The organism is Ornithinimicrobium tianjinense, from assembly GCF_014636495.1.
Classification (GTDB): domain Bacteria; phylum Actinomycetota; class Actinomycetes; order Actinomycetales; family Dermatophilaceae; genus Ornithinicoccus; species Ornithinicoccus tianjinensis.
Genome location: NZ_BMEM01000002.1, coordinates 360439 through 382924 on the forward strand (window position 1 = coordinate 360439; position 22486 = coordinate 382924).

Annotated in this window: 21 protein-coding genes and 1 riboswitch; of the genes, 4 read left to right on the top strand and 17 right to left on the bottom strand. The window is 72.2% G+C overall.

Annotated features, from left to right (window positions below; genetic code table 11):
* The first annotated feature begins 29 nt into the window (after positions 1-29).
* The gene (locus IEV65_RS09555; RefSeq protein WP_188430185.1) at positions 30-689 is read left to right on the top strand and encodes a hypothetical protein; all 660 of its coding nucleotides are present in this window, start codon (positions 30-32) and stop codon (positions 687-689) included.
* Between the two features lie 269 nt (positions 690-958).
* On the opposite strand, the gene IEV65_RS09560 is transcribed toward IEV65_RS09555, so the two are convergent.
* The 8 genes from IEV65_RS09560 to IEV65_RS09595 form a co-directional block, all read right to left on the bottom strand.
* A complete protein-coding gene (locus IEV65_RS09560; RefSeq protein WP_188430187.1) occupies positions 959-1372 on the bottom strand; it encodes a cytidine deaminase in 414 nt (137 codons plus the stop codon).
* A gap of 11 nt (positions 1373-1383) precedes the next feature.
* Entirely contained in the window at positions 1384-2679 is a 1296-nt protein-coding gene (locus tag IEV65_RS09565) for an ABC transporter permease (protein ID WP_188430189.1), read from the bottom strand.
* Positions 2676-4013 carry an ABC transporter permease gene (locus tag IEV65_RS09570; protein WP_188430191.1) on the bottom strand — a complete coding sequence of 446 codons (1338 nt, stop codon included), beginning with the start codon at positions 4011-4013 and terminating at the stop codon, positions 2676-2678. Before IEV65_RS09570 ends, IEV65_RS09565 begins: the two co-directional genes overlap by 4 nt.
* Positions 4010-5689: an ABC transporter ATP-binding protein gene (locus IEV65_RS09575; protein ID WP_188430192.1), complete on the bottom strand. Its 1680-nt coding sequence runs from the start codon at positions 5687-5689 to the stop codon at positions 4010-4012. Before IEV65_RS09575 ends, IEV65_RS09570 begins: the two co-directional genes overlap by 4 nt.
* A gap of 147 nt (positions 5690-5836) precedes the next feature.
* Positions 5837-6958, bottom strand: a complete 1122-nt coding sequence (locus IEV65_RS09580; RefSeq protein WP_229735119.1) for a BMP family lipoprotein — start codon at positions 6956-6958, stop codon at positions 5837-5839.
* A gap of 118 nt (positions 6959-7076) precedes the next feature.
* The gene (locus tag IEV65_RS09585) at positions 7077-8267 is read right to left on the bottom strand and encodes an amidohydrolase (protein WP_188430327.1); all 1191 of its coding nucleotides are present in this window, start codon (positions 8265-8267) and stop codon (positions 7077-7079) included.
* A gap of 204 nt (positions 8268-8471) precedes the next feature.
* Entirely contained in the window at positions 8472-10055 is a 1584-nt protein-coding gene (locus IEV65_RS09590; RefSeq protein WP_188430194.1) for an acyl-CoA mutase large subunit family protein, read from the bottom strand.
* 9 nt (positions 10056-10064) lie between these two features.
* Positions 10065-11177, bottom strand: coding sequence for a quinone-dependent dihydroorotate dehydrogenase (locus IEV65_RS09595; RefSeq protein WP_188430195.1), 1113 nt, complete (start codon positions 11175-11177; stop codon positions 10065-10067).
* 35 nt (positions 11178-11212) lie between these two features.
* Here IEV65_RS09595 and IEV65_RS09600 point away from each other — a divergent pair, with 35 nt between their 5' ends.
* Together IEV65_RS09600 and IEV65_RS09605 are read left to right on the top strand one after the other, a co-directional pair.
* Positions 11213-12319 carry a mannose-1-phosphate guanylyltransferase gene (locus IEV65_RS09600; protein ID WP_188430196.1) on the top strand — a complete coding sequence of 369 codons (1107 nt, stop codon included), beginning with the start codon at positions 11213-11215 and terminating at the stop codon, positions 12317-12319.
* A 146-nt stretch (positions 12320-12465) separates the two neighbouring features.
* Positions 12466-13620 (top strand): glycosyltransferase family 4 protein, encoded by a 1155-nt coding sequence (locus tag IEV65_RS09605; RefSeq protein ID WP_188430198.1) that lies wholly within the window; start codon positions 12466-12468, stop codon positions 13618-13620.
* On the opposite strand, the gene IEV65_RS09610 is transcribed toward IEV65_RS09605, so the two are convergent.
* Both IEV65_RS09610 and IEV65_RS15660 read right to left on the bottom strand, forming a co-directional pair.
* Complete coding sequence (locus tag IEV65_RS09610) at positions 13601-14152, bottom strand: 2'-5' RNA ligase family protein (RefSeq protein WP_188430199.1); 552 nt, start codon at positions 14150-14152, stop codon at positions 13601-13603. The genes IEV65_RS09605 and IEV65_RS09610 overlap by 20 nt on opposite strands.
* Before the next feature lie 85 nt (positions 14153-14237).
* On the bottom strand, positions 14238-14732 hold the full coding sequence (locus IEV65_RS15660) for a LysM peptidoglycan-binding domain-containing protein (protein ID WP_229735120.1): 495 nt from the start codon (positions 14730-14732) through the stop codon (positions 14238-14240).
* A 247-nt stretch (positions 14733-14979) separates the two neighbouring features.
* Here IEV65_RS15660 and IEV65_RS09620 point away from each other — a divergent pair, with 247 nt between their 5' ends.
* Complete coding sequence (locus IEV65_RS09620) at positions 14980-15969, top strand: malate dehydrogenase (RefSeq protein WP_229735121.1); 990 nt, start codon at positions 14980-14982, stop codon at positions 15967-15969.
* Between the two features lie 78 nt (positions 15970-16047).
* Here the strand turns inward: IEV65_RS09620 and IEV65_RS09625 are convergent, their stop codons facing one another.
* The 7 genes from IEV65_RS09625 to sucD form a co-directional block, all read right to left on the bottom strand.
* Positions 16048-16359 (bottom strand): DUF3017 domain-containing protein, encoded by a 312-nt coding sequence (locus tag IEV65_RS09625; protein WP_188430202.1) that lies wholly within the window; start codon positions 16357-16359, stop codon positions 16048-16050.
* A complete protein-coding gene (locus tag IEV65_RS09630; protein ID WP_188430204.1) occupies positions 16356-17213 on the bottom strand; it encodes a bifunctional methylenetetrahydrofolate dehydrogenase/methenyltetrahydrofolate cyclohydrolase in 858 nt (285 codons plus the stop codon). Before IEV65_RS09630 ends, IEV65_RS09625 begins: the two co-directional genes overlap by 4 nt.
* The gene (locus IEV65_RS09635; protein ID WP_188430206.1) at positions 17210-17731 is read right to left on the bottom strand and encodes a glycine cleavage system transcriptional repressor; all 522 of its coding nucleotides are present in this window, start codon (positions 17729-17731) and stop codon (positions 17210-17212) included. Before IEV65_RS09635 ends, IEV65_RS09630 begins: the two co-directional genes overlap by 4 nt.
* A gap of 57 nt (positions 17732-17788) precedes the next feature.
* Positions 17789-19369 carry a bifunctional phosphoribosylaminoimidazolecarboxamide formyltransferase/IMP cyclohydrolase gene (gene purH, locus IEV65_RS09640; protein ID WP_188430208.1) on the bottom strand — a complete coding sequence of 527 codons (1581 nt, stop codon included), beginning with the start codon at positions 19367-19369 and terminating at the stop codon, positions 17789-17791.
* Between the two features lie 57 nt (positions 19370-19426).
* Positions 19427-19505: riboswitch (ZMP/ZTP riboswitch) on the bottom strand.
* Between the two features lies 1 nt (position 19506).
* Positions 19507-20115 (bottom strand): phosphoribosylglycinamide formyltransferase, encoded by a 609-nt coding sequence (gene purN, locus IEV65_RS09645; protein WP_188430210.1) that lies wholly within the window; start codon positions 20113-20115, stop codon positions 19507-19509.
* Positions 20112-21422: a cell division protein PerM gene (locus tag IEV65_RS09650; RefSeq protein WP_188430212.1), complete on the bottom strand. Its 1311-nt coding sequence runs from the start codon at positions 21420-21422 to the stop codon at positions 20112-20114. The genes purN and IEV65_RS09650 overlap by 4 nt, the downstream gene beginning before the upstream one ends.
* A 150-nt stretch (positions 21423-21572) precedes the next feature.
* On the bottom strand, positions 21573-22460 hold the full coding sequence (sucD, locus tag IEV65_RS09655; protein ID WP_188430214.1) for a succinate--CoA ligase subunit alpha: 888 nt from the start codon (positions 22458-22460) through the stop codon (positions 21573-21575).
* Positions 22461-22486 lie beyond the last annotated feature (26 nt).

Sequence of the window (22486 nt, forward strand, 5' to 3'; positions counted from 1 at the left end):
TCCCGCCCTCGTGTGACATCCTGTCCCGCGTGCTCATCGCTGACATCATGACGCTCGTCGTTCCTCCCGTGACCGAACTGCTGCGCCGCTCGCGCACCGGGGATGGGACGGCAGGGGCGCAGCCGATGTTCCCCACCATCATCGCAATCCGCAACGAGCGTGTCGTGGCCGCGGTCTCCACCCCTCGGATGGCGGCCACCCTCAGCTGCGCCCAGACGCTGGCCGTCGGGCTGGGCGCCGAGGCCCTCGTCCTGGCGGCGGAGGCTGAGCTGGACGGCACGCCGGCGCTCACCTACTCGGTGATGACGCGGGAGCGCCACGCCAAGTACGTCCTGCAGGAGATCACCGGCGAGGGCGCAGCGACCCGCTTCTCGGTGCCCGTGGACGGCGGCGACCCCGCGAACGGCGGCATCCTCGCGGCCCTCGCCGCCGGTCTCTCTCAGCGGCCGATTCACGTCACGCAGGTGGCGCGCACGGGGTCGGACACCAGCGGCACCTTCGGCGACGCGCCGTTCCTCCCGGCCGAGCAGGGCCGCGTCGTGGTGGACGCCGGGACGGTCCGCACGCTCCAGGAGCGGGTGCAGGGCATCGGCGGACGCGCGGTCTACATCGCCCGGTCGCCCGAGGCGGCCCAGCTCGCCCTCGATGCCGGTATGCCGCGCGCCTGCCTGGTCAACACGCTCGCCTGAGCGCCCCTCCACGCCGACCGGACAGGCAGTAGTGCCGCTGCGGTCGTGTCAGCAACGCCTGTCCGGTCAACACGCTCGCCTGAGCGCCCCTTCACTCCGACCGGACAGGCAGTAGTGCCGCTGCGGCCGTGGCAGGAACGCCTGTCCGGTCGGGTGGCGGGTGCTGTGGTGGCAGGAACGCCTGTCCGGTCGGGTGGTGGGTGTGGGCGTGGCAGGAACGCCTGTCCGGTCGGGTGGTGGGTGCGGCCGTGGCAGGAACGCCTGTCCGGTCAGGGGGTGGGGTGCTCGACGGCCGCGAGGTCGTCGGGCCCGAAGGCCTGGGGCAGGACCTCGTCCATCCGCAGGATCCCGCGCGGGGTCTGCAGCCGGCACTCCGCTCCCCCGTGCTCCCAGATCAGCTGACGGCAGCGGCCGCAGGGCATGATCGTGTCCCCGTCGGCGTTGACGCACCACACCGCGAGCAGACGTCCGCCGCCACCGGCGACCAGGTCGGAGACCATCCCGCACTCGGCGCACAGCGTCACGCCGTAGCCGGCGTTCTCCACGTTGCACCCGCGCACCACCCGACCGTCGTCGACCAGGCCGGCCACCCCGACCGGGTAGTGGGAGTACGGGACGTAGGCGCGCCGCATGACCTCGACGGCGGCGGCGTGCAGCACGTCCCAGTCCACGGGGTCGCTCACTCCATACCTCTCTAGCTCTTGGTGTAGGGAATGCCCTCGGCCGCGGGCGGGCGGACCCGCCCCACGAAGCCGGCGACGGCGAAGATCGTGATCAGGTAGGGCAGCATCAGCAGCAGCTCCGAGGGGACCCCGCTGCCGATGGTGGACAGCACGTTGCCGAGGTTTTTGGAGAAGCCGAAGAGCAGGGCCGCGGCGACCGCGCCGTAGGGGTTCCATTTGCCCAGGATCATCGCGGCTAGCGCGATGAAGCCGGTGCCGGCCGACATCTCGCGGCCGAACGCCAGCCCCGAGCCGACCGTAAAGAAGGCCCCGCCCAGGCCCGCGACCGCACCGCCGAGGATGGTGTTCCAGACCCGGCGCACGTTGACCTTGATGCCCACGGTGTCCGCGGCCTTGGGGTGCTCACCGACCGCGCGGGTGCGCAGGCCCCAGCGGCTGCGGAAGAGCATGACGTTGAGGACCACGACGATGACGTACATAAGGTAGATCAGCACGGTCTGGTTGAACAGGACCGGCCCGAGGACCGGGATCTCGGCCAGGACCGGGATCCGCAGGCGGGGCAGCGGCATGCGGGTGTTCCACAGCGCCTTGTTGTCCGAGAGCACGGTCGCGAAAAGGAACCCGGTCAGGCCCAGGATCAGGGTGTTGAGGACCACGCCCACGATGATCTGGTTGACCTGGTAGCTCACCGCGAACCAGGCGAGCAGGGCGCCCACGAGCGCGCCCGCGACGGGCGCCGCGATCAGCCCCCAGTAACCGCTGCCGAGCGCCGAGGCCGTCACCGCGGCGGCGAACGCACCGAACAGCAGCTGCCCCTCGATGGCGATGTTGATGATGCCCGAGCGCTCGCAGATGACACCGGAGAGGGCACCGAAGACCAGTGGCACCGACAGGGCGAGGGCCCCGGCGAGCAGCGACACCATCGGGATGACCGACGTCTTCCCGGCACCGGCGTAGGTGAGGAAGGCCAGCACGAAGGCCAGCCCGACGACGACGTGCAGCCAGGGCGGGGCGTGGCGCCGCTGCCGGACGAGGACGAAGGCCCACGCGGCAGCGGCCGCCATCACCACGGTGAGCACCACGAGCGTCATCAGCGCGGGGACCGTGAGGTTGGGCAGGGAGAACCACTCCGCGCCGGCGCTGAACTGGAAGGTGGTCGACTCGTCCGCGCCCACGCCCGGCAGCAGGAGCGCGAGCGTCACCAGCGCGGCCAGCGCGTAGACGACGGGCGTCTTCACGCTGACCTTCGGCCGCGCCGTCGTCGGGGCGTCGACGTCTCGGGCGTGGGGAACGGTCGCGGCGCTCATGCCGCTACCTCCTTCGGGGTGGTGCGGGCCGGGCGGGGCCGGCGCGGTCTGGGCGTCGGGGCCGGGAGCCGGAAGACCGAGCGGACGAGCGGCGGCGCCGCGATGAGCAGCACGATGAGCGACTGGACGACCAGGATGATGTCGATCGGGGTCTGGGTGAGCGACTGCATCAGGAAGCCGCCGGCCTTGAGGGCGCCGAAGAGCAGCCCGGCGAAGAAGGTGCCCCACGGGCGCGAGCGCCCCAGCAGCGCGACGGTGATCGCGTCGAAGCCGAAGGAGGCCGCCACCCCGGCGGTCAGCGAACGCTCGGTGCCCAGCACCTGCCCTCCGGCCGCGAGACCGGCCAGCGCGCCCGCGATCACCATCGTGATGATCGTGATCCGGCCGACCGACATGCCGGCCGTGCGTGCGGCGGCCGGGTTGGCTCCGACGGCCCTGATCTGGAAGCCCGTCGTGGACCGCTCGAGCAGCCACCAGACGAAGACCGTCGCCAGGATCGCCACGACGAAGCCCCAGTGGAGCCGGAAGTCGTTCTCGACCAGCGCGTCGGGGACGAGCGCGGGGTAGAGCGCCTCGGGCTGGACGGCTGGGCTGCGCTGCCCGGTGCGTCCCGGGTTGAACGAGGGCTGCTTGAGCATGTAGCTGATCAGGTAGACGGCGATGTAGTTGAGCATGATCGTGACGATCACCTCGTTGGCCCCGAAGCGGGCCTTGAGCACGCCCGGGATGCCGGCGTAGACCGCCCCGCCCACGACGCCGCCGAGGACCGCGACCAGCAGGTGCACGACCGGAGGCAGGTCGACGGCGAAGCCGAGCCAGGCGGCGACGATGGCACCGACGATGATCTGCCCCTGGGCACCGATGTTGAACAGCCCCGCGCGGAAGCCGACCGCGATGCCCAGGCCGGCGAGGATCAGCGGGACGGAGAAGACCATCGACTCGGTCAGCGGCTTGACCATCCCGACGACGCTGTCGGCCTGCCAGTCGAGGACGGAGCCGCGGAAGAGGGCGACGTAGGCCTGCCACATGGCGTCCCACGCCGCGGCCAGGGTGTCGGTCGGGCGCGCGAAGAAATAGCTGGAGGCCGCTCGGGTGTCCTCGTCGGCGAAGGCGATGAGGAGCCCGCCGAGCAGCAGCGCCAGCACGATGGCCAGGGCCGACATGAGCGCGCTGCCGGACAGGATCTGGTGCAGGACCGACCCCCCGTCGTCGTCGCGTCGTGTCGGGCCGTGCCCGCCCTCGGTGCCGACGGCGGCCGGCGGCGCGGCGGCGACCGCCTGCTCGCTGCCGGCGTCGGAGCCGTGCGAGCTGCTCGCGTGGGGCTGGTCGCTCACGAGTCCTGCCTCTCGGTGGTGGGGGTGGGCGTCGTGGTCGCCTCCGTCGAGACTGCGGTGGGCGCCTCCGGCGCCGCATCAGGTATGCCGTCGCCGTCCAGGTCGGCCTGGCCCAGGACGGAGCGGTGCTCGGCCGCCTGGGCGCGTGCCTCGTCCATGGGGACCCCGGCCATCATCAGGCCGAGCATGTCGCGGCTCACTCCCCCGGCCTGGGCGTTCTCCTCGGCCACGTCGACGATGCCGACGATCCTGCCGCGGTACATCACCGCGATGCGGTCGGCGAGGTTGAGGACCTCGTCGAGCTCGGTGGACACGATGAGCACCGGGGTGCCGTTGTCCCGCTCGGCCACGATGCGCTTGTGCACGAACTCGATCGAGCCCACGTCGAGTCCGCGGGTGGGCTGCGAGGCGACGAGCAGGCGCAGCGGCCGGGACATCTCGCGGGCCAGGACGACCTTCTGCGCGTTGCCGCCGGAGAGCGTGGAGATGGGGTCGTGCACCGAGGTGTAGCGAACGTCGAACTCCTCGGTGCGTCGCTCGGCGTTCGCCGCCACCTTCGCCGGGCTCAGCGAGATGCCGCGCGCGAAGGGCTCGGTGTCGTAGAGGTCGAGGATGAGGTTCTCGGCGATGCTGAAGCTGGCCACGACCCCGTCGGTCGAGCGGTCCTCCGGCACGAAGCCGATGCCCGCACGCAGGCGCTGCTTCACCGACCGGGCCAGCAGGTCGGTGCCGTCGAGCGTCAGCCGGCCGGCGTCGGCCTCCTCCAGGCCCAGGATGACCTCCGCCAGCTCGGTCTGGCCGTTGCCCTGGACGCCCGCCACGCACAGGATCTCGCCACCGCGCACGTCGAAGGTGAGGTTGTCGACCAGCAGGGTGCCGTTGGGGGCGATCACGCTCAGACCCTCGACCTGGAAGGCGGCCACGCCGGGCTCGGCGGGTGCCTTCTCGACCGAGAGGTTGACCGACCGGCCCACCATGAGCGAGGCGAGCTCGGTCTCGGTGGACGTCGGGCTGGCCTCCCCCACGACCTTGCCCCGACGGATGACGGTGATGCGGTCGGCGATGGCGCGGACCTCGCGCAGCTTGTGGGTGATGAAGACGATCGAGGTGCCGGACTCCTTGAGCTCACCCATGATCCCGATCAGCTCGTCGGTCTCCTGGGGCGTCAGGACGGCGGTCGGCTCGTCGAGGATGAGCACCTTGGCGTCCCTGGAGAGCGCCTTGATGATCTCGACGCGCTGCTGCACGCCGACCGGAAGGTCCTCGATGAGGGCGTCGGGGTCGACGTGGAAGCCGAAGCGGTCGGAGATCTCAGTGACGCGTCGCCGCGCCTCGTCCAGCTTGAGGACGCCGGCCGCCCCGGTGGGCTCGTAGCCCAGCGCCACCGACTCGGCGACGGTGAAGACCGGCACGAGCATGAAGTGCTGGTGCACCATGCCGATGCCGGCTGCGACGGCGTCGCCCGGGCCCTTGAACCTGACGGGCTGCCCGTCGAGCAGGATCTGGCCGTCGTCCGGGTCGTAGAGACCGTAGAGGACGTTCATCAGCGTGCTCTTGCCGGCGCCGTTCTCGCCGAGCAGAGCGTGGATCTCCCCCGGCTCGACCACCAGGTCGATGTGGTCGTTGGCCACGAGGGGACCGAACACCTTGGTGATGCCCTGCAGCTCGAGCTTCATGGCAGTTCCTGCTTCATCAGCACCTCACGGGTGGGGCGGTGAGAGGCGGTGGACCGCCTCGGAGGGACAGCGTAACGGCCCGGCCCCCCTGGGGCCGGGCCGTCATGCGGTGGGTCGCCGGATCGTCCGACGCCGGTCAGACGCGCGTCACGGCGCGTTCGGCGTCTCGATCTTCAGCTCGCCGGAGATGATCTGCTCCTTGTACTCGTCGAGCTTGGTCTGCAGCTCGGCGGGCACCTCGGCGCCGCGGACCTCGGCCAGGCCGACGCCGCCGTTCTCGAGGGTGCCGACGTAGGGCTCGTTGGTGAAGCCGCCCTCGACGGTCTGCGCGACGGTGTCCTGGACCGCCGCACCGATCTGCTTCATCACGGAGGTCAGCATGAGGTCCTTGTACTCAGCGGCCGTGAGGTAGCCGTCCGAGTCGACCCAGATCAGCTTCACGCCGTCGGCACCGGCAGCAGCGGCGGCGGCACCCAGGCCGACCGGGCCGGCGACCGGCATGACGATGTCCGCGCCCTGGGCGATGAACTGCTCGGTCAGGGTCTGGCCCTGGCTCTGGTTCTCGAAGTCGCCGGAGAAGGCCCCCTCCTGCTTGTCCTTGTCCCAGCCGAGGAGTTTGACGTCGCTGCCGTTGTCCTCGTTGTACTTGGCGACGCCGTCGGCGAAGCCGTCCATGAAGATCGAGACGGACGGGATCTGCATACCGCCGAAGGTCGCGACGGTGCCCGACTCGGTCATCCCGGCCGCCAGGTAACCGGCGAGGAAGCTGGCCTCGGCGGTGTTGAAGAGGATCGGCTTGGCGTTGTCCAGCTCGACCGGCTTGAACTCGGCATCGGAGAAGGCGGAGTCGATCAGCGCGAAGTTGCTGTCCGGGTTGCCCTCGGCCGCGGTCTGGATGGCGTCCTCGAGCAGGAAGCCGACACCGATGGTCAGGTTGCAGCCCTGGGAGACGAGGTTGTTGACGTTGGTGGCGTAGTCGGTGTCGGCCTGGGACTCGACCTCGACGGTCTCGATGCCCAGCTCGTCCTTGGCTGCGTCGAGACCCTCCTTGCCCGACTGGTTGAACGACTGGTCGTCGAAACCGCCGGAGTCGGAGACCATGCATGCCTTGAAGTCGCCGGCGGCCTCGCCGGTCGAGGTGCTGCCGGCGTCGGCGGTGCCACCGGCCGAGCCGGTCGAGCCGGTGTTGCTGTCCGGAGCCTGGCCGCAGCCGGCCAGCACCATGGTGGCGGCCGCACCGACGGCCGCGAGCTTCAGAACCCGACGCACGGGGAACTCCTTTGTGAGCAGGAAGGGTTGCCGCCCCGATCCTATCTCGGCTTCGCACATCCTTCGGGGAGGTGACCTCCTGTCGACGGAAAGGTGACGAATTCGTGACCTTTGCCGGTCAGACGTGCTCGTCGGCCCCGACCGAGGTGAACACGCTCGAGGCGAGGACCTTGGCCGCGATGGCCACCGCGCGCTCGTCCACCACCAGGTCTCCCTGGTGCAGCTCGTAGGTGGGACCGCCGGGCGTGCGGGTACCGAGACGAGCCATCGCGCCCGGCACCTCGGTGAGGTACCAGCCCAGGTCCTCGCCACCCATGGACTGGCGCGCCGGCAGCACCGCCCCGGCCCCGAGGAGCGACATCGCGGCCCGGGACATCGCGACGACGGCCGCGTTGTCGTTGTCCACCGGCGGCACACCGCGGGTGTGCAGGACGGTGGCGGTCACGCCGTAGGGCGCGACGACGGCGTGCACGATCTCCTCCACCAGCGGGGCCACGGAGTCCCAGGTCTCGGAGTCGAGCATGCGCACCGTCCCGATGCACTCGGCCTGGGTCGGGATGACGTTGGGCGCGGAGCCGGCCCGGACCACGCCCCACACGAGCGTGGTGCCGGACCGCGGGTCCAGCCGGCGCGACAGCACCGCCGGCACCTCCGTGACGACCTTCCCGAGGGCATACGTCAGGTCCTGGGTCAGGTGCGGGCGGGAGGTGTGGCCCCCGCGCCCGGTCAGCGTGACGTGCACGGAGTCGGAGGCGGCGGTGATCGGGCCGACCCGCAGACCGATCGTGCCCACGTCGATCGACGGGTCGCAGTGGAGGGCGTAGAGGCGGTCGACGCCGTCCAGACCACCGTGCTCCATCACCGCGTGCGCCCCGCCGGGGATCGTCTCCTCGGCGGGCTGGAAGAGCAGACGCACGGCGAGCCCCTGCGCGACCAGCTCCGGCTCCAGCGCCTTCAGGGCGAGCCCGGCACCCAGCAGACCGACCGTGTGCACGTCGTGACCGCAGGCGTGGCAGACGCCGAGCGTCCGGGACGCGAACGGCAGCCCGGTGACCTCCTCGAGCGGGAGCGCGTCCAGGTCGGCCCGCAGGGCGACGCGGAACCGCGGCTCGGGCGCGCCGAGGTCGGCGACCAGACCGGAGCCGGGCAGGGTGCGGTGCGCGATCCCGGCCGCGGTCAGGCGGTCGACGAGCATCGACGTGGTGCGCAGCTCGTGCCAGGAGAGCTCAGGATGCGCGTGGACCGCCTGACGCAGCTCCACCAGCTCCTCGGCCAGGGCGTCCACCTCGTGAGCCACGCGCTCCACCATCGTGCGTGCGGGCGGGGCCTGGCCCCCAGCGGTGGCGGTGGGGCGAGGATGGTTGGCGGTGTCGATGGTCACGTCTTCTTCGCTACGGATCGGCGGTCATGGGTAGGCCGCGCCCGGATCAGGTCACTCCAGGTCGAGACAGGGCCCGGAACCCACGACGCGGCGCGGCGTTCGTCCCAGGGTACATCCGTGGCGGTACCCTCCTCAGAACGTCTCGCGGGGCGTGTACTGCCCCCAGACCTCCCGGAGCGCGTCGGCCACCTCGCCACCCGTGGCCCGGGCGCGCAGCGCGTCGAGCATCGGGTAGAGGACGTTGTCCGTGCCTCGCGCGGCCGCCCGCACCCCGTCCAGGGCCCGGTCGACCGCGTCGCCGTCCCGCTCCGCGCGCAGCCGGGCCAGCCGCTCGGCCTGCGCCACCTCGATCGCCGGGTCGACCCGGAGCGGCTCGTAGCGCTCCTCGTCCTCGATCCTGTAGCGGTTCTGCCCCACCACCACCCGCTCGCCGGAGTCGATCTGGAGGGCGGTCTCGTAGGCGGACCGCTCGATCTCGCTCTTCTGGAAGCCCTGCTCGATCGCGTGCACCGCTCCCCCGCGGTCGTCGACGGCTCGGATCAGCTCCATGGCCGCCTCCTCCACCTCGTCGGTGAGGCTCTCCACGACATACGAACCGGCGAACGGGTCGACCGTCCTGGTGACGTCGGTCTCGTAGGCGAGCACCTGCTGGGTGCGCAGCGCCAGCCGCGCCGCCTTGGCGGTCGGCAGCGCGATCGCCTCGTCGAAGGAGTTGGTGTGCAGCGACTGGGTGCCGCCGAGCACCGCGGCCAGCCCCTGGACGGCGACCCGCACGAGGTTGACCTCCGGCTGCTGGGCGGTGAGCTGCACCCCCGCCGTCTGCGTGTGGAAGCGCAGCATCATCGACTTCGGGTTCTGGGCGCCGAACTCCTCCTTCATGATCCGCGCCCAGATCCGGCGGGCCGCGCGGAACTTCGCCACCTCCTCCAGGAGCGTGGTGCGCGCGACGAAGAAGAAGGACAGGCGTGGCGCGAAGTCGTCGACCTGCAGCCCCGCGTCCACGGCCGCCTGCACGTAGGCCTTGGCGTTGGCCAGCGTGAACGCGATCTCCTGCACGGGCGTCGCCCCCGCCTCGGCCATGTGGTAGCCGGAGATGGAGATGGTGTTCCAGCGCGGGATCTCGGCGTGGCAGTAGGCGAAGATGTTGGAGATCAGCCGCAGCGACTGCGCCGGCGGGTAGATGTAGGTGCCCCGCGCGATGTACTCCTTGAGCACGTCGTTCTGGATGGTGCCGGTGAGCCTGGAGGCCGGTATGCCGTTCGCCTCCGCCACGAGCTGGTACATGAGCAGCAGCGAGGCGGCCGGCGCGTTGATCGTCATCGAGGTCGACACCTCGTCGAGCGGCAGGCCGTCGAAGAGGACGGCCATGTCGTCGACCGAGTCGATCGCGACGCCGACCTTGCCGACCTCGCCAGCGGCCAGCTGGTGGTCGGAGTCGTAGCCCATCTGGGTCGGCAGGTCGAAGGCGACGGACAGTCCGCCGGTGCCGTTGGCGACCAGCTCGCGGTAACGGGCGTTGGACTCGGCGGCGGTGCCAAAGCCGGCGTACTGGCGCATGGTCCAGGGCCGGCCGGTGTACATGCTGGGGTAGACACCCCGGGTGAACGGGTAGCTCCCGGGCTCGCCGAGCATGGTGGCAGGGTCGAAGTCCTGCAGGTCATCCGGCCCGTAGACGGCCTTCATCGGCAGTCCGGACTCCGTGGTCGCCTCTGACATGCCCGCAGACTACCGCCGGGCGGTGGCCTCCACCGCGGCGCCCACCAGCCCCGGACCGGCGTAGACGAGCCCCGTGTAGAGCTGCACCAGGCTGGCGCCGGCGTCGAGCAGCGCCCGGGCGTCCTCGCCGCTCATGACCCCACCGACCCCGATGACCGGCAGGTCCGTGCGGGAGGCGACGTGGGCGACGACCTCGCGCGCCCGCATCGTGAGCGGCGCCCCCGAGAGGCCGCCGGCCTCGCTCTGCGCCGTCAGCGCGTCGACGCGGTGCACCCCCTCGCGGGACAGCGTCGTGTTGGTCGCGATGACGCCAGACACCCCGGCCCCGACGGCGACCTCCAGCGCCTCGTCGAGCGCGTGGTCGGTGAGGTCGGGGGCCAGCTTGACCAGCACGGGCGTCGCCCCCGCGGCCGTGACCACGGCGCCGAGCAGCTCGGCCAGCGGACCGGCGTCCTGCAGGGAGCGCAGCCCGGGGGTGTTGGGGCTGGAGACGTTGACCGCCAGGTAGTCCGCCAGACCCTCGAGCGCCGCGACCGACTCGAGGTAGTCCCCCACGGCATCCTCGACCGGCGTGACCTTGCTCTTGCCGATGCTCACGCCCACCGGGATGCGGACGAGTCCCGCCTCACGCGCGGCCCGGAGGCGGTCGGCGAGGGCGTGGACCCCCTGGTTGTTGAAGCCCATGCGGTTGATGACGGCGCGGCTGCGCGGCAGCCGGACCAGGCGCGGGCGCGGGTTGCCCGGCTGGGGCCTGGCCGTGACCGTCCCCAGCTCGACGTGCCCGAAGCCGAGGGCTCCCCAGCTCGCGAGCCCACGGCCGTCCTTGTCCATGCCCGCGGCGAGACCCACGCGGTGCGGGAAGCGCAGCCCGAGCACCTCCACGGGGTCGGGCTCGACCGCCGGGCCCACGGCATACCCGGCCAGGCTCGTGAGCGCGCGCGTCACCGGGACGCGTCCGAGCAGGTCGGCCGCGACCACGGTGCCGTGGTGCGCGGTCTCGGCGTCGAGGCGCCACAGGAGGGGGCGGGCGAGGCGCGCGTATGCCGCGTCGGCAGCCAGGCGGGCTACCCGCCTCGTCGCCGGTGCGGCTGGCCTGGGGGTGGGCGCGGGAGCGGACGTCATGGGTCAACCCTAAGAGGCTCCATACACTGAACCGCATGCCTTCCGCAGAGCATGTCGTCGACGGGATCCCCGACCTCACCGCGGTGATCCCCGCCGGGGGGTCGGGAACGCGGCTGTGGCCGTTGTCGAGGGCCGGCTCCCCCAAGTTCCTCCACGACCTCACCGGCAGCGGACGGACCCTCCTCCAGGCCACCGTCGACCGCCTGCGCCCCCTCGTGGGCGACCGGGTGATGGTCGTCACCGGCCGACGGCACGCCGACGCCGTGCGCGCGCAGGTGCCGGAGCTGCGCGACCTGCTCGTCGAGCCGTCGGCCCGCGACTCGATGCCGGCGATCGGGCTGGCCGCCGCCGTGCTGGAACGGCGAGACCCCCAGGCGGTCCTCGCCTCCTTCGCCGCCGACCACGTCATCGGTGACCTCGACGTCTTTCACGACCGCGTGGGGCAGGCGGTGCGCGCCGCCCGCGAGGGGTGGCTGGTGACGCTCGGGATCAGCCCCACCCACCCGGCGACCGGCTTCGGCTACATCCGCGTCGGCCCCCGCCTGCAGACGGCCGACTCCCCCGACTCCCACCACGTCCGGGCGTTCGTCGAGAAGCCGGACGCGGAGCGGGCCCGCACCTACCTCGAGTCCGGCGACTACCTGTGGAACGCCGGCATGTTCGTCGTCCGCGCCACCGTCCTGCTGGAGCTGCTGGACCAGCAGCACCCCCGGATGGTCGAGGTGCTGCGCGAGATCGCCGCGGCGCCGGCGCGGCTCGAGGAGCTGTGGGGGACGCTGACCGCGGTGGCCATCGACCACGCCGTGGCCGAGCCCGCGGCCGCCGCGGGACGCGTGGCGGTCGTGAAGGCACCGTTCGACTGGGACGACGTCGGCGACTTCGCCTCTCTCGCAGATCTTCTGGAAGACTCCGCCGACGACCAGGGCCTCCGGGTCCTCGGGGACCCCGACAAGGTCGTCAACGTCGGCTCGACGGGTGTGGTGGTCGCGCGGTCCGGGAGGACCGTCGTCACGCTGGGCCTGGACGACGTCGTCGTGGTAGACACGGCCGACGCCCTGCTCGTCACCACGCGCGAGCGCGCGCAGGAGGTCAGGAACGTCGTGGCGCTGCTCCACGGCACGGGCAGGGAGGAGCTGACCTGAGCCATCCCCCAGGAGCGCACCGCGGGCGGCCGTCGTCGACGGGACGTCTGCGCGATGCCATCGGTCATCCACTCGTCACCCGCCGATCACCCGACACACCCCCGGATGTCGCCGCCGACACACCGGCTCCCGCGAGGCTGGAGCACGTGAGGGTCGCCATCGTCACCGAGTCCTTCCTGCCCGCGCTCAACGGCGTGACCACGAGCGTGTGCAAGGTGCTGGAGTCGCTGCGCGCCCAGGGCCATGACGCACTGGTCATCGCCCCCGGCACCAGCCCGTGGAGCCCGACCATGACCCCGGAGCACTACGCAGGCTTCCCGGTGCACAGCGTGACGAGCGTGCCGGTGCGCCAGTTCCGGGTGGGCCTGCCCTCCTACGAGATCGAGACGGTGCTCCACCGCTTCCGGCCGGACGTCATGCACGTCGCCTCCCCCTTCGTGCTGGGGGTGCGGGGCCTGACCGCGGCGCGCGCGCTCGGCATACCGTCCGTGGCCATCTACCAGACGGACATGCCGTCCTACATCCGGCAGCACTCGGGGCCGGCCGGCGACCTGACGGCGCGGGCGGCCTGGCGCTGGATCCGGCGCATCCACCAGCAGGCAGACCTCACCCTCGCTCCCTCCAGCGCGGCGCTGCAGGACCTCGCCGCCCACGACGTCCCCCGGATCGCCCAGTGGGGCCGGGGCGTGGACTCCGACCTCTTCCACCCCGCCCGCCGCACGGACCCCGGCACCGCTGCGCTCCGGGCCCGGCTCGCCCCCCGCGGAGAGACGCTGCTGGGCTACGTGGGCCGGCTGGCCCCGGAGAAGGAGCTGCACCGACTCGTCGAGCTGGCCAGGGTGCCCGGCACCCGGCTCGTCCTCGTCGGCGAGGGTCCCAGCAGCGAGATGCTCGCCGCCAGCCTCCCCGGCGCCGTCTTCCTGGGTCGTCGCGAGGGCGAGGACCTGGCCCGGGCGTATGCCGCTTTCGACGTCTTCGTGCACACCGGCACCCGCGAGACCTTCGGGCAGACCATCCAGGAGGCGGCCGCGGCCGGCCTCCCGGTGGTCGCGCCCGCGCGCGGCGGTCCGCTCGACCTCGTCGAGGTCGGGGTCACCGGCGACCTCTTCGACCCCGACCGGCCGGGCGACCTGGCCGCCAAGGTGGCGCCGCTCGTCGGCCCCGAGGCGGCCGAGCTGCGCGAGCGGATGGGGCTCGCGGCGCGCGACCGGGTGGTGACGCGCTCCTGGCCCGCGCTGGTCGAGCAGCTGCTCGACCACTACGCGCTGGCGATCCGGGACTTCAGCCGGTCCGTGGCGTGAGCCGGTAGTCCTCCACCTGGCTCCACACCTCGTCGCCGGAGTGGAGGTAGAGGCGGAACGACTCCACCTCGAAACGACAGGTGAAGGCGGCCAGGTCCTCGAAGGCCCGGTCGAGGACATGCCCGGGCCCGTCGTGCACCACCGTGACGTGCGGGTGGTACGGGAAGGCCAGCGTGCGCTCCACAGGCCCGGAGCGGACGGCGCTCTCCAGGCGCTCGCAGCTGCTGACCCCCTGCGCCAGCTGGACGTAGACGACCTCGGAGACGGGACGGAAGGTCCCGGTGCCACGGAGCACGACCTCGAAGCTGGGCTGGCTCCGGGCCACGTGGGCCAGGTGCTCACGGAAGGGTCGGATCTGGTCGGGCCGCAGCGGGGTCGGCGGCAGGAGGGTCACGTGCGTGGGGGTGTGGTCGGCGCGGGAGTCGCCGTAGTCGCGCCGCTGCTGCTGCAGGTAGCTGCCCCAGGGCTCGGGGACCGGGATCGCGACCCCGACCACCGGGGAGACAGAGGGTGCGGATCCGTCGGTGGTCACGGGCCACACCCTACTTGGCCTCCGCCGCGCACGGGTCGGGCCCCGCAGCGAGACGCTCCGGGGCCCGACCACCAGGTGCGGATCCTCAGTTGTTCGGCACCTTGAAGACCTGACCGGGGTAGATCAGGTCCGGGTTGTCGAGCTTGTTCAGGCGGGCCATCTCACGCCAGTCGACGCCGTACTGAGCGGCGATGCCGGAGAGCGTGTCGCCGGACTTGACGGTGTAGGTGCGGTAGTCCGGCTTGTCCGCGTCGCGGGAGGCGGCCTTCTCCTCGCGCTCCTCGGCGGCCTTCTCGGCCTTCTCGCGCGCCTCGGCAGCCTTGTCCTCAGCCTTCTCGGCCTTGGCCTCCACCTTCTCCTCCGCCTGCAGACCGGCCTTCTCGCGGGCCTCGGCAGCCTTCTGGCGCGCCTCGAGCTCGCGCTCCTTGGCCTCCTTGGCCTCGTCGCGGTACTCGGCCTTGGCCTGGTCGGCCGTCTCGCGGTACTCCTGGGTGGCCTTGTCGGCGGCCTCCTGCGCCTTCTCAGCGCGCTCGGCGTCAGAGGTGGTCAGCGCGTCCTTGACCTTGTCGAAGAAACCCATCGCTCAATCCTTCCTTCCGGCAGGCAGGGTCGGGGCACGTTCAGCGCCCCTCGGGGGGTCACCCTCGCCCGGTCCGCCGACTACCGTAATCGGGTTCCTTCACATCGGCCACCCGAGATTCTGGGTGCGGAGGTCGACAGGCTCGGGTCAGCCACCCCGCGGGTGCTAGCGTCGGGCGCAGCGATCCCCGGCTTCACGCCGACGTCGGCGGGTCCGACCTGCCCCACCTCCCGAAGGGATCTCCGTCGTGAACTCTCCTGTCAAGGTCGCCGTCACCGGCGCCGCCGGCCAGATCGGCTACAGCCTGCTCTTCCGCATCGCCAGCGGTGCCCTGCTGGGTCCGGACACCCCCGTCGAGCTGCGGCTGCTGGAGATCACGCCGGCGCTGAAGGCGCTCGAGGGCGTCGTGATGGAGCTGGACGACTGCGCGTTCCCGACCCTGGCCAAGGTGGAGATCGGGGACGACGCCACGAAGGTGTTCGACGGCGTCAACCACGCCCTGCTCGTCGGTGCCCGCCCGCGCGGCCCCGGTATGGAGCGCGGCGACCTGCTGGAGGCCAACGGCGGCATCTTCGCCCCGCAGGGCAAGGCCCTCAACGACGTGGCCGCCGACGACATCCGGGTCACGGTCACCGGCAACCCGGCGAACACCAACGCCCTCATCGCGATGAGCAACGCGCCCGACATCCCGACCGAGCGCTTCTCCGCGCTGACTCGCCTGGACCACAACCGTGCCATCAGCCAGCTGGCTGCCAAGCTCGGCGTGCCGGTCACCGAGATCCGTCGTATGACGATCTGGGGCAACCACTCCGCCACCCAGTACCCCGACCTGTTCCACGCGGAGGTCTCCGGCCAGAACGCCGCGGAGGCCGTCGGCGACCAGGAGTGGCTGGCCAACACCTTCATCCCCACCGTCGCCAAGCGTGGTGCGGCGATCATCGAGGCGCGCGGTGCCTCCTCCGCTGCCTCCGCCGCGTCCGCGACCATCGACCACGCCCGCACCTGGGTCGAGGGCACCGCCGAGGGCGACTGGGTCTCGATGGCGGTCCGCTCCGACGGCTCCTACGGCGTGCCGGAGGGTCTGGTGAGCTCCTTCCCCGTGACCGTCAAGGACGGCCGCTGGGAGATCGTCCAGGGCCTGGAGATCGATGAGTTCTCGCGCGGCAAGATCGACGCGTCGGTGGCCGAGCTCGACGAGGAGCGCAAGGCGGTGACCGAGCTCGGCCTGCTGGGCTGACCTCCCTCACGGACGGCGACGGGCCGCGGCGGTCGATCTGACCGCCGCGGCCCGTCGCTGTCGGGGCAGCTCGGCGACCTACAGGTCCGTGAGCCGCAGCGTGCTGGCCAGGATGGCCACGGCCGATCCCAGGAAGGACAGCGTCGCCACGTCCGTCCAGCGCTGGCGCACCACGAGGCCGCCCAGCGCGGGCTCGGGCAAGGTCGCGCGCAGCAGCGCGAGCACGGCGAGGGTGACGCCGACGGCATACCCGTAGGCACGCAGGTTGCTCGTCACCAGCAGGAGGCCCGCCAGGGCCAGACCGATGACGGCCAGCCACCAGAGCCCGAGCGGCTGGCGCGGCGCCGCCGCCCGGACCTCGGCCTCGGGGTCGTCCCCCGGAGCGGTCACGCCGGGACGACGCCGGCGGCGCGCTCAGCCGCCTCCACGACGTTGACCAGGAGCATGGCCCGCGTCATCGGACCCACGCCGCCGGGGTTGGGGGTGAGCCACCCGGCGACCTCGGCGACGTCGGGGTGCACGTCGCCGGCGATCTTGCCGTCCCGGCGGGAGACGCCGACGTCCAGGACGGCCGCGCCCTCCTTGACCATGTCAGGGGTGATGATGTCGGGGACACCGGCTGCGGCGATGATGATGTCGGCGTTGCGGGTGTGGGCCGCAAGATCCTTGGTGCCGGTGTGGCACAGCGTGACCGTGGCGTTCTCGCTGCGGCGGGTGAGGATGAGGCCGAGCGGGCGTCCGACCGTGAGCCCGCGACCGACGATGACGACCTCGGCACCCTTGATCGGCACCTCGTAGCGACGCAGGAGCTCGACGGCCCCCACCGGCGTGCAGGGCAGCGGCGCCGGCTCGCCCATCACCAGGCAGCCCAGGTTGTGCGGGTGCAGGCCGTCGACGTCCTTGGCCGGGTCGACCCGTGAGAGGATCGCGAACTCGTCCAGGCCGGTCGGCTGCTGCACCAGGAAGGCGGTGCAGGCGGGGTCGGCGTTGAGCTCGTCGACGACACCCAGCACCTCCTCCAGCGAGGAGTCGCCGGGCAGGTCGCGCCGGATGCTCGCGATGCCGATCTCCGCGCAGTCGCGGTGCTTGGCGCCGACGTACCACGTGCTGGCGGGGTTGTCCCCGACCAGGACGGTGCCCAGCCCGGGCACGACCCCGCGCTCGGCCAGCGCCTGCACACGCACACGCAGCTCGTCCTTGATGGTCGCGAGGACGGCCTTGCCGTCCAGCATCGTCGCGGTCATGACTCCTCAGCTTCCAGGGTGATGTCGACCATGAGGTCGTCGGCGAGCCCCTCCAGGGCGTTCTGCAGTGCGTCGAGGTCAGCGCCCGTGGCCGGGCGCAGCACGATCTCCGCCTCGAACGTCTGACCACCGGACTCGGGGGTGGGCACCGTGCGTGACTCCAGCGACTCGATGCTCAGCCCTTGCTCGGCCAGTGCGCCGCTGACCTGGCGCACGATGCCCGGGTGGTCGTTGCCGACCAGCTCCAGGCGGTAGGCCGTCCCCTCGTGCTCGGCCGAGGCGGCCGCGGCCTCGTGGACCGTCGTGTCAAGCACGCCATGCAGCGGCTCGAGGGCTGCGGTGAGTGCCTCGACGCGGTCCTGAGGGACCTCGACGGTCACGATGCCGGCGAACTTGCCGGCGAGCTCGGCGAGCTGGCTACGGCCCCAGCTGCCGCCGTGCTCGTCGACGACGTCGGCGAGCGCACTGACGAGACCTGCACGGTCGTCGCCGATCACGGTGAGCACGAGTGTGGTCATGGCCTGACTCTAGCGGCGCCCGGAACCGGCCTGCGGGCGGCTCCCGTGCCGCCGGGCTCAGTGCGCGAAGTGCCGGGTCCCGGTGAAGTAGAGGGTGACGCCAGCAGCGCGCGCCGCCTCGACGACCTCCTCGTCGCGGACCGATCCGCCGGGCGCGACCACGGCCCGGACACCAGCGTCGAGGAGCACCTGCAGACCGTCTGCGAAGGGGAAGAAGGCGTCAGAGGCCGCCACGGAGCCGGCCGCCCGCTCACCGGCCCGGCTCACCGCGAGGTGGCAGGAGTCGACCCGGTTGACCTGCCCCATACCGACACCGACGCTCGCGCCGTCGTCGGCCAGCAGGATCGCGTTGGACTTCGTCGCGCGGACGGCGCGCCAGGCGAACTGCAGGTCACCCAGCGTCGCCTCGTCGGCCGGGTCCCCGGCCACGAGCCGCCAGCGGGACGCGTCGTCCCCCCCGCCCTCGACCTCGGCGTCGAGCGCGTCCACGGACTGCATGAGCAGGCCCCCGGAGATGGGACGGGTCTCGATGCCGCCCCGGCTCGGGGAGGACGCCTTGAGCAGCCGCAGGTTCTTCCTGCCGCGCAGCAGCTCGAGGGCGTCCTCGTCGAAGTCGGGAGCGACGACCACCTCGGTGAAGACCTCGGCGACCTGCTCGGCCATCGCCCGGGTGACCGGGACGTTGGTGGCGATGATGCCGCCGAAGGCCGACACGGGGTCGCACTCGTGCGCCTTGCGGTGCGCCTCGGCGACGTCGGCGCCGACGGCGATGCCGCAGGGGTTGGCGTGCTTGATGATCGCGACGGTGGGGCGGTCGCCGTGGTCGTGGGCGGCGCGGCGGGCGGCGTCGGCGTCCACGTAGTTGTTGAACGACATCTCCTTGCCGCCCAGCTGCTCGGCCTGGGCCAGGCCGGGCTCGGGCACGAAGCCGTCGACGTAGAGCGCGGCGCGCTGGTGGGGGTTCTCGCCGTAGCGCAGCACCGCGGCCTTGTCCCAGGTGGCTCCGGCCCACGCCGGGAACCCGGTGCCGTCGCTGGTGTCGGCCACGACGTTGCCCATCCACGAGGCGACGTGCACGTCATACGTGGCGGTGTGGACGAAGGCCTGCGCCGCGAGGGTCTGCCGCTGCGCGAGGGTGAAACCGCCGGCGCGCACGGCCTCGACGACCTGGGGGTATGCCGTGGGGCTGGTGACCACGGCGACGCTGCGGTGGTTCTTCGCGGCCGCGCGCACCATGGTCGGACCGCCGATGTCGATCTGCTCGACGCACTCCTCCTGCGACGCCCCGGACATCACCGTGTCGGTGAAGGGGTAGAGGTTGACGACGACCAGGTCGAAGCCCTCGACGTCCAGCTCCTCGAGCTGGCGGACGTGGTCGGGGTTGGTGGTGTCGGCCAGGATGCCGGCGTGCACGCGCGGGTGGAGGGTCTTGACGCGACCGTCCAGGCACTCCGGGAAGCCGGTGAGGTCCTCGACCTTGGTGACCGGCAGGCCGAGGCTCTCGACGAGCCGGGCGGAGCCGCCCGTGGAGACGATCTCGACGCCCGCCTCGTGCAGGCTGCGGACGAGGTCCTCGAGCCCGGTCTTGTCGTAGACGGAGACGAGAGCGCGGCGGACGGGGCGCTGGTCGGTGGTCACGTGGTGCTCCTCGCGGTCGGCGGTGTGCGGACGTGCTGCAGCGATGCGGCATGCTCCGGCGGGCACCCAGGCGGGCGATGCCCACGAACTCTCACTCCCCGGTGGTGGACCACCCGCGCCAGTCGTGTGCGGCCAGTCTAGCCGTGGGCGGAGGGTGCGAGGTCACCTCGCAGGAGCCCAGGGAGCTCCTCGACGAGGATCGCCCGCTCGACGCCCTTGATGCGCTCGTGGAGCGTCTCCTCGGTGTCGCCCGGGAGCACCTCGACCGCTCGCTGGGCCAGGATCCGGCCGGTGTCGACGCCGGGGTCCACCTCGAAGAGCGTGGTGCCGGTGACCTTCACGCCATGGGCCAGCGCGTCCCGCACGCCGTGCGCACCGGGAAAGCTGGGCAGGAGCGCCGGGTGGGTGTTGACGATCCGGAACCGGCTCAGGCTGGGTTCGCCGATGATCTTCATGAAGCCGGCCGAGACGACGAGGTCGGGGTCGTGGGCACCGATCGCGTCGGCGAGGGCGAGGTCCCAGGCTGCCCGGTCGGGGTGGTCGCCCAGCCGGACCACGAAGGTCGGGACGCCGGCGCGCTCGGCGCGCGCCAGACCCTCGATCCCGTCCCGGTCGGCCCCCACGGCGACGACGCGCACCCCGTAGCCCGGGTCGGCGGCAGCGTCGAGCAGCGCCTGCAGCAGGGTGCCGGAGCCGGAGACGAGGACGACGACCGAGGCAGGCTGCGCGGGCGGGGCGGTGGTCACGCCTGCAGTCTAGGTCCGCCCCGAGGGACGACCCGCCGGGCCCCGCTGAGGTGCAGGACGGTGACGACCAGCACAGCACCGGCCGCGACCTCGGCGGTCAGCAGTGCTGCGAAGCGCCACGGCTCGACGCCCACGGTGCCCAGCAGTCCCGGCGTCAGACCCCCGGTGGCGAGCCAGCCGAGCACCAGCGCTGCCACTCCCACGACGAGGGCGCCGAACAGCGCGATCTGGGTCTTGGTCCACCAGCTCGCCAGCCGCGGCGTCCCGTCGACGGCGCGATAGCCCAGCCAGCCGCCCGCCACGAGCGGCACCAGAGCCATCGCCCACAGCCCCGGCGGCATGGCGCCCGGCTCGGGCAGCGCACCCAGCACGGGGAGGACGGGCAGGTCGCCCGGCGTGGACTCCGTCCAGCCGACGTGCACCGTGCCGACCGTCAGCCCCGCGCCCGTCAGCCAGGCGAGCGCCCACAGCATGAGGTTGGGCAGCGCCAGCAGCTGCCCGACCGTCAGCACCGTCGTGCCGACCACCCCGGCGTCCAGCGCGCCGTAGAGCGTGAGGACCCGCTCCCCCCGGATGAGCAGCAGCCCCACCACCATGAGGAAGCAGACCGCCGACAGGCCCACGAGCACCTCGACCGCGGCCGGCACGCCGCGGCTCACGAGGACGGGGGTGCGCCGACGCACCCAGCGCAGGCCCGCGTCGACCGCCGGATGGTCGTCGCGGCGGTGCTCCAGCCACCACACGAGCACCACGGACAGCAGCGGGACGAGCACCGCCCCCGGGACCAGGCTCGGCAGCCAGACCGGAGCCAGCCCGAAGCTCGCGGTGTGGGCGACGAGAAGGCCGGCGACGACATACCCGGCCACGAACGCGGTGGCGTCCTCGCCGCCGAGCGCGTGCCAGGCCGAGCGCCAGCCGCGGATCAGCGGGACGCGGGCCATGAGGTCGGGACGGTTGAAGACGACCTGGCGGGCGGCGTACCAGCACAGGACGACGAGGCCCGCGGTGAGGAGCAGCGGCGCGAGCACGACGTCCGCGCCGGGCGCCCGGACCTCGGCGCGGTGCGCGAGCGCCCAGAAGTCGACGGAGACCCCGACGCTCTGCCAGAACGACGCCGTGCTGCGCTCGTCGGCGAGCCAGGTGACCAGGACCGGCACGGCCACGGCGAGCACGCCCAGGAGGACGCACACGGCGCCGGCGACGGCGGCGGTCAGCAGCTCGACGACGCGGCCGAGCGTGAGTCCGGGGGTCGGGTCCGGGCCCGGGGGCTCGTCCTGGGAGGTCTCGGGTCGCTGCAGGAGAGTCATGACGCAGCCATGGTGTCCCGGGGACCCCCGCTGCCCGGGGAGGCGCGCCGCTCGCGGCCGACAGCGGTCGGGCGAGGCCCTCGAGAATCCGGGTATGCCGAGGGGCGGCACCGTGGTCCAGGTGCCGCCCCGGGGCGTGGTGCGGGTGACTCAGAGGGAGGCGATGACCTCGCGCATGAGCTGGGCGGTCTCGGACGGCGTCTTGCCGACCTTGACGCCGGCGGCCTCGAGGGCCTCCTTCTTGGCCTGCGCGGTGCCGGAGGAGCCGGACACGATGGCGCCGGCGTGGCCCATCGTCTTGCCCTCGGGCGCGGTGAAGCCCGCCACGTAGCCGACGACCGGCTTGGTGACGTGCTCCTGGATGTAGGCGGCCGCGCGCTCCTCGGCGTCGCCGCCGATCTCGCCGATCATGACGATCGCGACGGTCTCCGGGTCGGCCTCGAAGGCCTCGAGGCAGTCGATGTGGGTGGTGCCGATGATCGGGTCACCACCGATGCCGACGGCGGTGGAGAAGCCGATCTCACGCAGCTCGTACATCATCTGGTAGGTCAGGGTGCCCGACTTGGACACCAGGCCGATCTTGCCGGGGCCGGCGATGTCGGCCGGGATGATGCCGGCGTTGGACTGGCCGGGGCTGATCAGGCCGGGGCAGTTCGGGCCGATGATGCGGGTCGTGCCCTTGTCGCGGGCGTAGGCCCAGAACTCGGCCGTGTCGCGCACCGCGATGCCCTCGGTGATGACGACGAGCAGCGGCATACCGGCGTCCACGGCCTCGACGACCGCGCTCTTGGCGAAGGCCGGCGGGACGAACACGACGGAGACGTTGGCACCGGTGGCCTCCATCGCCTCGGCGACCGTGCCGAAGACGGGGACGGTCGTGCCGCCCTCGAACTCGACCTCCGTGCCGGCCTTGCGCGGGTTGACGCCGCCGACGACGGCGGTGCCGGAGGCGAGCATGCGCTGGGTGTGCTTCATGCCCTCGGAGCCGGTCATGCCCTGGACGATGACCTTGGAGTCGTTGTTGAGGAAGATCGCCATGGTTGGTCTCGTGATCCTTTGCGTCA